The sequence below is a fragment of the Thauera carbonicopians genome (genome assembly GCF_025699485.1).
Classification (GTDB): domain Bacteria; phylum Pseudomonadota; class Gammaproteobacteria; order Burkholderiales; family Rhodocyclaceae; genus Thauera.
Map to the genome: position 1 here is coordinate 69,853 of NZ_JANUXN010000018.1, position 11,806 is coordinate 81,658.

13 protein-coding genes are annotated in these 11,806 nt (G+C 65.1%); 12 read left to right on the forward strand and 1 reads right to left on the reverse strand.

Annotated elements, in window-relative coordinates; genetic code table 11:
- Positions 1 to 91 precede the first annotated feature (91 nt).
- From NX068_RS17715 to NX068_RS17770, 12 genes are all read left to right on the forward strand, one after another.
- Complete coding sequence (locus NX068_RS17715) at positions 92 to 817, forward strand: response regulator transcription factor (protein WP_263462586.1); 726 nt, start codon at positions 92 to 94, stop codon at positions 815 to 817.
- The gene (locus tag NX068_RS17720) at positions 814 to 2,178 is read left to right on the forward strand and encodes a sensor histidine kinase (RefSeq protein ID WP_263462587.1); all 1,365 of its coding nucleotides are present in this window, start codon (positions 814 to 816) and stop codon (positions 2,176 to 2,178) included. The genes NX068_RS17715 and NX068_RS17720 overlap by 4 nt, the downstream gene beginning before the upstream one ends.
- A gap of 150 nt (positions 2,179 to 2,328) precedes the next feature.
- A complete protein-coding gene (locus NX068_RS17725) occupies positions 2,329 to 2,778 on the forward strand; it encodes a phosphatase domain-containing protein (protein ID WP_263462588.1) in 450 nt (149 codons plus the stop codon).
- A 13-nt stretch (positions 2,779 to 2,791) separates the two neighbouring features.
- The gene (locus NX068_RS17730; RefSeq protein ID WP_263462589.1) at positions 2,792 to 3,529 is read left to right on the forward strand and encodes a hypothetical protein; all 738 of its coding nucleotides are present in this window, start codon (positions 2,792 to 2,794) and stop codon (positions 3,527 to 3,529) included.
- Positions 3,526 to 3,729, forward strand: a complete 204-nt coding sequence (locus NX068_RS17735) for a hypothetical protein (RefSeq protein ID WP_263462590.1) — start codon at positions 3,526 to 3,528, stop codon at positions 3,727 to 3,729. The genes NX068_RS17730 and NX068_RS17735 overlap by 4 nt, the downstream gene beginning before the upstream one ends.
- 61 nt (positions 3,730 to 3,790) lie before the next feature.
- On the forward strand, positions 3,791 to 4,090 hold the full coding sequence (locus tag NX068_RS17740; RefSeq protein WP_263462591.1) for a hypothetical protein: 300 nt from the start codon (positions 3,791 to 3,793) through the stop codon (positions 4,088 to 4,090).
- Positions 4,091 to 4,335: 245 nt separating this feature from the next.
- A complete protein-coding gene (locus tag NX068_RS17745; protein WP_263462592.1) occupies positions 4,336 to 4,584 on the forward strand; it encodes a hypothetical protein in 249 nt (82 codons plus the stop codon).
- An 8-nt stretch (positions 4,585 to 4,592) separates the two neighbouring features.
- Complete coding sequence (locus NX068_RS17750; protein WP_263462593.1) at positions 4,593 to 6,119, forward strand: tetratricopeptide repeat protein; 1,527 nt, start codon at positions 4,593 to 4,595, stop codon at positions 6,117 to 6,119.
- A 57-nt stretch (positions 6,120 to 6,176) separates the two neighbouring features.
- Entirely contained in the window at positions 6,177 to 6,431 is a 255-nt protein-coding gene (locus NX068_RS17755) for a hypothetical protein (RefSeq protein ID WP_263462594.1), read from the forward strand.
- Positions 6,432 to 6,623: 192 nt separating this feature from the next.
- Positions 6,624 to 8,213 (forward strand): hypothetical protein, encoded by a 1,590-nt coding sequence (locus NX068_RS17760; protein WP_263462595.1) that lies wholly within the window; start codon positions 6,624 to 6,626, stop codon positions 8,211 to 8,213.
- Between the two features lie 30 nt (positions 8,214 to 8,243).
- Positions 8,244 to 8,885 (forward strand): hypothetical protein, encoded by a 642-nt coding sequence (locus NX068_RS17765; RefSeq protein ID WP_263462596.1) that lies wholly within the window; start codon positions 8,244 to 8,246, stop codon positions 8,883 to 8,885.
- Between the two features lie 14 nt (positions 8,886 to 8,899).
- A complete protein-coding gene (locus NX068_RS17770) occupies positions 8,900 to 9,526 on the forward strand; it encodes a hypothetical protein (RefSeq protein ID WP_263462597.1) in 627 nt (208 codons plus the stop codon).
- Between the two features lie 9 nt (positions 9,527 to 9,535).
- Here the strand turns inward: NX068_RS17770 and NX068_RS17775 are convergent, their stop codons facing one another.
- Complete coding sequence (locus NX068_RS17775; RefSeq protein WP_263462598.1) at positions 9,536 to 11,656, reverse strand: WD40 repeat domain-containing protein; 2,121 nt, start codon at positions 11,654 to 11,656, stop codon at positions 9,536 to 9,538.
- Between the last annotated feature and the right edge of the window lie 150 nt (positions 11,657 to 11,806).

Here is an 11,806-nt window from a genome sequence, read left to right on the forward strand (position 1 = left end):
ACGGCTGTGCCTGTCCCGAAACCGCCGCAGTTCCGCTACGCTTGGTTCCGTCGCATCTCAACTTCTTCGTGAAAATTGTGGCAGGAAAGGCATGGAAACGGAAACGGCCGGCACGGCCCGCACATTGGCGGTCCTCGTGGTCGAGGACGACCGCAGCCTGGCGCGCCAGGTTGCCGACGCCATCGATAGGCTCGGTTGGCGGCATCTGCACGCGGACACGGCCCAGGGCGCGCGCGAATTGCTGGCGTGCGAAGCCGTCGACCTGATCTACCTCGACCGCATGTTGGCCGATGGCGAGGACGGCCTGAACCTGCTGGCCTGGTTCCGGGATATCGAGGGGGCGGCACCCGGCACGCTGGTCGCGAGCCGCCTGTCCAGCGCCAGCGACCATGTCTACGGCCTCGACCAGGGCGCCGACGACTACATCGACAAGCCTTTCGATGCAGACGAACTCGGGGCAAGGCTGCGTGCCCTGGCCCGCCGCGTGTCGCCAGTACGTGTGCCGCCGTCGGTCGTCGTGTGGAGCCAGCTCGAACTGCGCAGGGACAGCCAGGTGGCGGTCTGGGCCGGACGGCGGCTCGACCTGATGCCACTGTGGTTCAAGCTGCTGGTGACGCTGGCGGAGCACCGGGGCGAGTGGGTGAGCCGCCCGGTCCTGTGGCGCCTGGTCTGGCCGGATCAGGCCCGGGTGGCTCCGCGCGACTACGTGATCAATGTCGCCGTCTCCAATCTGCGCAAGGCGCTCGCGGCCTGCGCGGACGGGCCGCGCGTGGAGACCGGCCCGCGCCTCGGCTACCGGCTGGTGATACCCAAATGAATGCAGCGGCGCCGGCAGCCGCTCGACGACCGCTGCTGCTGCGGCTGCTGATCGTCAATCTGCTGCTGGCGCTGCTGCTCTATGCCGCGCTGGTCGCCGCTGCCCTGTTCACGCTGACACAGACCGCCGAGCGCATGGCCCGCGCCGATATCGCTGCAGAACTGCGTGTGCTGGCCCGACGGGCGGAAGAGCTGAAGGTGGTCGCCTTCGCCGACGCGATCGACTACCGCATCGAGATCGAACCGGGTGACGCACCTACACAGAGCCTCTACCTGCTCCTGCACCACGATGGCGCGAAGGTCGTCGGCAATCTGGCGTATTGGCCCCGGGGCCTGCCCGCGGTGGAAGGAGGGCTACGCTTCGATGGCGCCCAAGCCGGCATATCCGCAGGCCGCATCGTTGCGGAGGCGACGCGGCTCGATGGAGGCTTCCTACTGCTCGTCGGACGCCGCCTGGAACTGGTGGATACGATGCTGCGCCGCTTCGTGCCGGCAGCAGCGGTGCTGCTCGCGGGCTTCCTCGCCCTGGCGGCGGTGCTCACGCTCAGCACCGCGCAGCAGTTCCGCCGGCGCATCGCCGCTACCAACGCCGTCTTCGAGGCGCTGCGCCGCGGGGACCTGAAGCAGCGCGTCGCGCCCGAGATCACCCAGGACGGTGACGAACTGGCGGAACTGGCGGGCAACATCAACGAGGCGCTGGCAGAGAACGAGCGGCTCGTGCATGGGCTGGATGCATTCAGCCAGACGGCGGCGCATGAGCTGAACCGCGAGCTCTCGCATCTGCGCGACGAGGCCCGGGCGGCCGGTGTGCCACGCCTGGCGAACGCCTCGGGGCGGCTGATCGACCTGCTGCAGGAGATCCTGACGCTGGCGAAGGTGGAGAGCGGCTCGGGCTTCGAGAACCGGGTGCTCGATCCGGTGGCGTTCGTTGCGGCCGCTGCCGAGCTCTACCGCGATGCGGCGCTGCCCGCTGGCGTCGAGCTGGCGGTTGATGCCGCGGGCAGCGAGGGCGCCAGGGTCCATGGCGTGGAGGAGCATCTGCGCGGCGCGGTGATGAACCTGATCGAGAACGCGCTGAAGCACTCACCGCCGGAAAGCACGGTCAGGGTTGTCGTGCGGGCAGAAGCGCAGGCCGTGACCGTCTCGGTGCGGGACCAGGGACCGGGAGCGGCGAGCGAGGACCTGACCGAACTGATCGTTGCCGGCGCGCAGGGCCCGGCAGCGGGCCATGGCTTCGGGCTGCGCTTCGTGCAGGCGGTCGCCATTCGCCACGGCGCCAGGATCCAGCTGCGCAACACGCATCCCGGTTTCGAGGTGACGCTGCGTTTCCCGCGTGCCGATACCGCGCCGGCGGCGGCGTAAGGCTCGTCGGCCCATTGCCCGGCGCAGCGCGCGCGCGTTGCGGCTCATCGGCGCCCGGCCTAACCGTGATTGTTACGCGACGCATCGACGGCCAACTGCTACTGTCCCCCAATCGAAAAACGAAGCGCAGCCGCTGGCGGAGAAAAGGGGATGGCCTCGATGAAGCAATCAGTGATTTTCGATCTGGACGGAACCCTGGCCCTCATCGATCACCGCAGGCACCTGGTCAGCGGCAAGAAGAAGGATTTTCACGCATTCGACGCAGCCTGCACGGGCGACTCCCCCAATGTGGCCGTCATGGATGTCTACAGGATCATCCAGTCCACGGGCAAGTATCGGATGGTCATCTTCTCCGGGAGATCCGAGAGGGTGAGAGCGCAAACCGAAGCCTGGCTGCGAGGCCACGGCATCGAGTTCGAGCTTCTGGTCATGCGGCCGCAGGGCAACTACGCGCCTGACGAAGAATTGAAGAAAGGGTGGATGGAGACGCTGATCGGCAGGGATCAGGTGTTCTGCATTTTCGACGACAGAAGAAAGGTTGTCGGGATGTGGCGAGAAGCAGGGCTCTCCTGCTTTCAGGTGGCCGACGGAGATTTCTAGAAGTGCATCGACCATGACCGATCGGTTCGACCGCAAGCGCCGCCCCTTCGTCACGCTGCCCCGGCACCGGCGCAGCGATGAGGTCGTCCGCCTGAAGGGCCGGATTCGCCGCGACGCGGCCGTGTACGGCGGGCGCTACACCAGCTACCACGTGCCGCCCGATCCCGACCGGCCCGATCTGTGCTGCCAGTGGGACGATTTCCAGTTTCCGGGGCGAGATCGGTTCACCTGGTGGAACGCGGAGATGATCACGGCTCGGATGGCATTCTGGGATGCCGTCTGGCATCTGGCGTTCGACCGCGCCTACGCGCAGCTGGATGCCTGTGAGCAAAGCAGGGAATTCAGCCATGAGTCCGTGCCCGCGACCGTATCGCCCACCGGCAAGGTGCTCACGGTGCGGATGATCTGGAAGGAACCGGTGCGCTACGAACAGTTCGGCGGGCTGACATTCTCCGAGTACAAGGACCGCCTGAAAGCGCAGATCATCCGCGACGAACCACCGGTCATTCACGAGTCGTTCCGCATGGACCGCAGCTACAGCAACGGCATCGGTCTTCGTATCGTGCTCGATGTCGACCGGATCGACCGTCCCAGCATCGAAGCGGCGATCGACCGCTTCTTCGCGGTCGGCGAAACCGACTGGCAATCGCCGCAGCCGGTGCCCCGCGACCGCCTGCCCACGGTGACGAAGGACGAGGCACTTAAGGCGCTGGACCTTCCCTGGAGCGCACAACTGGTGGCCGTCCGATGAGCCGCCGGATCGTGCGGTGGGTGGGGCTCGGCGCGTGCAGCGTCGTCATCGCGGGCTGCGCGTCGCAGCACGCGCAGGTGCCGGCTACGGACGGGGCGATCTGCGGCGAACTGCCGGGGATGTCGCCGCCCTTCGTCTGCCCTATCGGGAAAGATGCAAACCTGACCACAGGGCGCCCGGCCGATGAAGGTCGCCGCTGAAACGTGAAAACGCATGGATGGAGAAACGCATGGCATTGCCCCCACCTCACCGGAGCCGACGATGAAATCCAGACTCACCTGCATCCATCGGCCTGATCCTGTTCCTCCTGGCCACGCCCCGAAATCCCTGGCGTTTGCCATGGCCGTCCTCCTCCTGCCGCTGCCGGTGGCCGCACAGTCCCTATGCCGGCTGCTCGACACGGTGGAGACGGAGATGATCGCGGATTTCCCGCGGCTGAAGAGTGCTGTCGAAGACATCCCCAAGCACAACTACATCTCGACGCTGACCCTGCCCGGTGCAAAGTCGTGCAGCGTCGCTCCGGGGAAGTATTTCGAAGAGCGCGCTTTTTCCTGCCACTAGATCGCCGGCTCGGCGGCCGACGCCGGCCAATTCGCGGACCGGCTGCGCGCACAGGTTGCGGTCTGCGTCCCCGGCAAACAGTTCTCGGTCACCAAGCGCAATTCGGCAGGAGTCGCTACCGACTGGGAAGTCGAGTTTGGCAGCTTCCTCTACTGGATCCGTCACGGAGATAACCGGGTCTGGTTCATCCTTGGCCCGACATTCGAGTGAGTATCGCGGCCGCAGTATCCGAAAGGAGATGATTCATGGAATCGGCAGACAGTCGTCGGGCGGCGGGCAGCGACAGGCAGTACGTCGAGATCGAACTGGACAGGCCGACGCTGGTCCTTGTCGTGGACAATCTTCAGCACTTCGCGGACCACTACGATGACTGGGGATTCATCGACAAGGCCGCCGTGCACGTTACGCTTTGTGGCGACGCACGCAAGTCTGCCAAGGAGACCGCAGCAATGACGTGCCTGGCCTGGGACGCGCATCGCGCATTTACGAGATAGAGGATTGCATGAGCAGATACATGAAGCCTTTGCTGGGTGTAGTCCGCATGTCGGGAGTTCTCGCGGCGACAGTGCTTTCCGGGTTGCCCACCCTTGTGCCGGCGCAGGAAACCGCGGCGCCAGTCCGGACCGAGCAGCAGATCCATGAGGAAGCCATTGAGGCGATGCGTGTCGAGATGACGATGGCGAGTGCAAACCAAGGGAATGCGGTCGCGCAATTCGACTTGGGCATGAGGTATCTGTCCGGGCATGGCGTTGCGCAAAGCGATACCGAAGCGGTGCATTGGTATCGCCAAGCGGCAACACAAGGTCACGCAGGTGCGCAGATCGAGCTTGGCCTGATGTACGAAAACGGGCGAGGCGTCCCTCGAGACGCTACCGAAGCAGCGCGCTGGTACTTGCGTGCGGCGGAGCAGGGAAATATGTACGGGCAGTACAACGTTGGCGTGGCGTATAGAAATAGCGCACGAGGCATGCAAGACCATGCCGAAGCGGCACGTTGGTTTCGCCAGGCGGCCGAGCAGGGTCATGCGGACGCACAAAACAATTTGGGTTTGATGTACCAGAACGGGCAGGGTGTCGCCCGAGATACCGGGCAGGCGCTGCATTGGTACCGCAAAGCGGCAGAGCAGGGTAACGCGGACGCACAGAACAGTCTGGGCGTTATGTACGGAAGCGGACGAGGCGTCGCGCAGAACGACACCGAAGCGGTACGCTGGTTTCGCCGAGCTGCGGAGCAAGGAGATGCCAATGCTCAGCACAACCTGGCGATCAGTTACGGCGGGGGGTATGGCGTCCCGCGTGATCTTGCCCAGGCCGAATTCTGGCTCGAGAAGGCGGCTCGGCAGGGTCATTCCAAGGCAGCGGAAACACTGGCAACCGTGGCGGCACGGCCAACGTCGAAAGATGATTTCGCCACGGCGCTCGGTGCTGTCGCTGTAGGAGCAGTCATTGTCGGCACGATCTTGTCGTCGGACAAGAAACCCGAGAAAGCCCCCACCACCGCGGCTACAACGAGAACGATCAACTCACCGCATGGCTTCTACGTAGTGGAAGATTCGGAGCGCAAAGCAGTGCTGGGGCGTATCGAGGTCCGTGGCGGCAACGCAGGGTCTGGTTTCTCATACGAGACAATCGCCTTGGCTACCACTGATTCGCGCAATGATTTTGCCATTGGCCGGGCTGCCACCCGAGGCCGTTGGTGGCCCGACACGCAGCAGTTCGATGAGGAGGCCGCCTTCCCGGCCCCGAGGTGCACCTACTGGAAACATAGTGGTTGGACCCCTCAATACGCGCCGGCCGAAATCGAGGTCGGTGGTCGCACTCTGCGCGTGTGGCGCAAAACCGGCCGATCACCGGCACACCGCAAGCCGGACACGGGGCGCTGGTGCATATCGATGGAGATCGACCTCCAGTGCCGCCGCGAGGTTGCCTGCCACGCCTGGGGGTCCTCACAAGATACTGGTGAGTTCTATATCGTCGATAATGAATCCGACGCCCGGGCGCTCTACGAGCACGCTCGCAGAAGGCGCTGAATGGTCCATGAAGTAGTGTCAGATCAACCCGCGATTCCCGCAGCGTCAGGATTCACCATGACTGAAGATTGCGAACTCAATGACGGCCACATACACGAGGCCATCGACAGGATCGATGTGTCGATAAACTATCTCCAGGCCGCGCTGGCGGAGCACGCGCTGATAAATGCCGTCGCGGCCTACGAGGCAGAAGTGCAGGCAGCAATAGACATTCTGGCCAAGCTGTATCAAAGGATTGGCGCGCATGACCATGTCTCGGAAATCAGTGCGGAACACGGACTGAAGGCGGGTTACGTCATCGCATCGACCTGACGATTTGGCCATGCAGCCGTGTGAATCAGCTGGATGCGGGCACCGGCGCCGCAAGAATGCGGAACATGTCCAGCGACTGTGAATGGCAGGCGTCAAACACCGCTAACCGTCATTGTTACGCGACGCATCGACGGCCAACTGCTACTGTCCTCGAATCGAGGAACGAAGCGTGGTTACCGAGGAGATTTCCATATGTTCGCCGGGCGACTGACCAAGCTGTTTCCGTTCGCGCTTGCCTCCACCCTGCTGGGCGGCTGCGCAACCGTGGCCACCGTCTCCCAGCAGGTTTCCGAACGCCTGTCGCCCGGTTCGCGGCCTTCGGCGCCCGCGGCCGCGCCGGCCAGCGAGCAGCTCAAGGTCTGGGAACGCAATGACGACGGGTTGGTGCTCCAGGATGGCGCGGCCGTGGCCAGGGTGGCGAGAAGCATCGTTCCGGGTGGCGGGCCGCATGGCTTCATGGTCCAGGGCGGCTCCCGGGGCGCCGACCTGCGCAGCTTCTTTCAGGGCAGTTGCAGCCAGGAAATGGACCTCCTCGTCGAGGCCCAGGACACGCGCAAGCTGGACCTGGCGCCCTTTCTGACCTCGCGCGCCGGCAAGGATCTGCCGGCCTCGGTTCATCAACTGGCGCGCCTGATGCAGCGTGCCCTCGCCGGCCAGTGCGACGCGCTGGAAGTGGTGCGCCTGCGCTTTCGCCCCGTATACGCGCACCAGGGTGACTTCGTCTACGAGGGCACCTTGATGAAGCGCGCGGCATGGGCCCTGCAGGACGGGCGCGTGGCCACTGCCTTCGACCAGGCACGTCCCTTCCAGATCCGCTACCGCGACATGATGAGCGTGGCCGGTGTGCACCACGTCGGCCTGTGCGAGGCCAACCCGGCCCTACTGATCGAGCCGATGTTCAGCAACGAGACCGAGCGCCGGCTGTCGCCGCCGCCGAGCATCGGCAACTTCGAGATGGTGGCGCGGGACGTGGCGCCGGTCTATGCCCAGCGCTGTCCGCAGGCCACCACGATCCGCTTCGCGATCTCGCCGATGCCCAGGGATATCCAGTGCGTGCAGCCGGGAGACTGCTTCCTGCTGGCACGCCGCGAACGCGGCCAGTGGGTCGTGGATCGCAGCCAGATGCGCGCCTACCAGCAGCGGGGGCCGGTGCAGGACGCCAACGACATGCTGGAGGTGCTGGCTGCCGGGCGTTTCGACATCGTTGCCGACTATCGCCAGTTCTTCAGCTACGTGCTCGTGCGCGTGCTGGCCAGCCATGGCCGGATCTGCACACGCTATCTGCAGCACCCGGTGAAACGCACGACGCAACTGGTGCAGGTGACCCGCGACCGTTTCGGCGCGGTCACGCGCGAGGTACGCGAGCAGCCAGTCGAGGTGATCCTGGAGCGCGCGCACCTGGAGGTGTTCGAACGCCACGCCGGCCCGGCCGGCGCCTGGGCCACGGCCCTGGCTCTCCAGGCAACGCTCGGCGGCGCGGGCGGACGATCCACCGCAGACACCATGGACGCGGCGATGGCGGCGGCCGGACACCTGTACATGCTGCAAACGCAGGTCGAGGCTTTCGTGGGAGCCGATTGCCTTGGCGATCGCCAGCGGACCGTGCAGGATAATCTGTTGCGCTTCTCACGCGGGCAAGCGGCGCTGACCGGCCGCTACGACACGCGCAAGCAGCGGCTGGTCAGGGCTGGCGAAGCCGGCTCGTCGGCCCCGGTGTTTGCTGGCGCCTATCGCCAGGAGCGCGCGCACGTGCTTCAATCACGGCCTACCGTGGTCCAATGAAATCCAGGGCTGTTTCACGAAGGAGTCGACGTGCGGTTCAAAGGCTTGATGTCCAGGTTGCCGACGCTTGCCGGCGTCGTATTGATCGCGGGCTGCGTGGAGACTGCGGAGCCGGTCTTCGGGAAAGGCGGTGTGCCGTTCCAGCCCATCGCACAAGGCTACGCGCGGTCGTGTCTGGTTCATGGACTCGAAGTGGGTGACTGCGACACCATTCGCATCGAGAGGCTGGGCGCCAATACCGGATTGTGGTGGGGGCCGGGCGAGAGCACATCCTCCACCGTGGCATTCGAGAGAATGGACCAGGACAGATTCGTGGTCCAGATCGGGGGGCAGACAGGCGGGCAGAAAAGGTTCGTCTACCTGCTAGGCAAGCGCGGACCCGGTGGAGAGGTCATCCTGACCGCTCCCGAATGCAAGATCGTTCTCGGTGCGGCCCAGAAGCTTTCCGCCGCCGGGGTGGCACTGAATCCGGCTTCGAACGAGAAGCGTTGCCGCCCCAAGACCCTGGATGCGCAGTCGCTTCGGGCGTTCTTCACGGTGGTTGCGGACACTCACGTCGATGTGCCGGTATGGCACGTCAGCGCATTGTCGAATGCCGAGGGGCAGCGCGCTTTCGACGAGGAGTTGGCGCGGAAGGTGAAGGAAAGCGCGACGGTTGCGCCATCGCGCTGACCCGGAAGTTTCGAATGCCCTGGGAATCTGCCATGACACGCTTTCGATGGATCGCCCGCTTGTTTCCCGCCGCAGTCGTTTGCCTGTCGTTGGCGGGCTGTTTGTTCGTCTCGGACAAGGCCGGGCTGGAACGGAACATTGCGCGGGACCCCTCCCTGGTCGGGGAGTGGGAAGTGCTGCAATGGTTTTCCAGGCCCGGTTCGTACAAGGGCAGCGATCGGTTTTTCAGAATCGAAGAGCGGCTCCATGACGGCAAGCACGTCTACGAGATCATCAGCAAGAATCCGCAGTTCAAGGCTTATACGAAGGACTTCTTCACCGTCTACCGCTTCGGCGACAACCGCTACGTTCTGAACGGTCGCCCCCAGAATTGCGACGTGGACGGCGGCGCTGGTTGCCGGTTGCTGCAGTATCTCGTCACCGAGGACGGACGTACGCTGGGCATCATGCTTCTGAACCCCAAGGCTGCGGCCGCGCATTTGTCCAGGCTGCATCCGAAGCGGGACAAGATCGCATACCCCCCTCAGACAGGCGACGTCTTCATCAAGGCGCTCGACGACGAAGTGAAGAGCGTCCTGGCGGATGGGATGCTGGGGAGCACGGCGTGGGAAAGCCAGGCGATCCTGCTCAGGGTTCGATAGGCCGGGCTTCTACCGATCGAACCACAGCGCCTGCGGAATGCGCCAGATGTGCCAGGCGTCGCCCTTGCGCCTGTCCTCGCACCAGGACGCCATGTATCCGTCTCCCAGCTCCATGATGCTCACCACTTCTTCCGTATGTGCGCCGAGGACGAGTAATTGCGTGGCGCCGTCCCACAGCACCACACGCGAATCCATCGAGTATTTCCCGACGCAGAAAGCCAGTCCCGTCATGTGGCGCAGCGAAACCAGTGTCTCGCAGCCGGGGCCCCAGTCCTCGGGGTCTTTCAGCTCCACCAGCGGCGCCAGATCGGCGGTGCGCCAACTGCGCAGCGCCGACCGGCTGTAGATCACCAGAGTGCCGTCGCGCAGTTCATGAATGCCCCGGATGGCAACGCCGTGGCCGCCGTCGAGCCGGGTGATCCACTTCAGGCTGGTGGCATCGTGCACGGCCACACCATCGAAATCCCGAGCCAGGATGCGGTTGCCGGCGCACCAGCGCAGGAAGGGGAGCTGGTCCCGGTACGCGGGCAGCACGCGCAGCGTATCGTTGCGGTCAGGCCGCGTGAGCGGCGCCAGCCGGCCGCCGCGCAGGGCATGCACCGTGCCGTCCGGCGCGATCAGCGGACAGCCGTTGAACGCCTCGAACTGGGTCGCGTCGATGGAAATCGGCAGCACCTCGACGCTGTCGCCGCCGGCCTTGCGGTCGATCCACCATGCTGCCGGCTCGGGTCCGCGCTGCCAGCCGACGATGGCGCCGCCCTCGGCGGGAACGAGCCACAACCGCTGCCTCCCCTCCTGGTGGAGTTCCCCCAATGGCGCAATGGCTTCGGTCACCGCTTCCGGCGCCACGCCGGTGAGACGGGCCATGCGCCATGATACGCCATCGCTCCTGCCATTGACCGCAGCCCAGTTGCAGGCACCCCGATCCAGCGCCCTGTGGGCGACGGCTTCGCGGGCGACCGCAGGAATCTCTTCGCAGGTTCCGCTGCGCAGATCGAACAGTTCGAAGCCCCCATCCGCCTCCAGCAGCAAGCGCCCGTCACGCACGGGCTCGCCAGCGGGATGCCGATTCGGCGGTAGCGCCATGAACCCGGTCTCGGTGGCACCCAGCCAATGTGCCCGCAGGGCGCGCCGGTCTCGCGGACCATCTGCCAGCAGTTCGGCCCTCTCCGCTACTTCGGGATCGAAGCTCAGGAAACCGCTCGATCCGTCCGGCGCCAGTGCCGCCTCGCGGCGCAGCGCCAGCGGCTGCGTGCCGAGCAGGAATGCCCGGTAGTCCTTGAACGCCAGCAGCACCTCGCCATCCGCCTGTTCGACGACGTGCTCCACTCTTTCGCCATCGAATTCCAGCGTAGCGATGAGCTTGCTGGTGATGCGCCCGGCCGGTGGCAGTTCCCGCAGGTCGATCACGTGTCGTTTCGTCCGGTGCGACCAGTGCAGGAACAGCAGACGCCCGTCGCACAGCGGCAGAACCTTCGTCTCGTGGCCCCGGAGCTTGAAGACCGTCACGGGGTGGCCATCTTCCAGCGAGTGCACGATAGCCCGGTCATGGTCGTGGATCAGGAAATGGGCCGGCGGCAGATACCCTGCTTTCAAAGAACAGAAGCCGCTCTCGTCCGACGCCCATTCGCAGGTCCGGATCACGGTCAGATCGGCTGTATCGATCAGACGGGCCTGGCATTCATGGACGGTGAGCAGGCGATCGCTGCCGGCCGCGAGGATGTCACGGAAGCCGGTATCGTGAATCGATGGTCCCTCCAACGGCGCAAGCGTATTCCGGCTTTCCCCGGTCGCGGTGCTCCAGCGGTGGAGCCAGCCGTCGCCGTCCCAGGAAAGGATGATGCCCGGCGCTGCCTCCAGGGCACCGCAGATCCAGGCCCGGTGCGCGCGGAACACCGTCTCGCAGGCGCCGTCGCTCATGCGCCAGATGCGCAGCGTCTGGTCGCTGGACCAGGTCAGCAGCCGGCCGTCCCGGAGTTCCAGTGCGCCGCGCACCCAGTCGGCATGGCCTTCCAGCGCGCAAAGCTCGGCGTCGGTGAGCGTGTCGATGATGCTCAGCCTGAGGTCGTTGTGAAGGAAATTGCTCCAGTCCCAGACCAGGCGGCGGCGGTTGCTGAGTTCGATGGACATGGCTGTCTCACTTCCGGGCAGGCAGAGGCTCGTGGCCGAACCGCCGGCCCGCGTGACCTCGAGAACGCCTGATTGTGCTGATACGGTATTCCCCTGACAGTTGACCACATTGGGGGGTGGTCATACGACCCCGAGCCGGGTTATGAAACG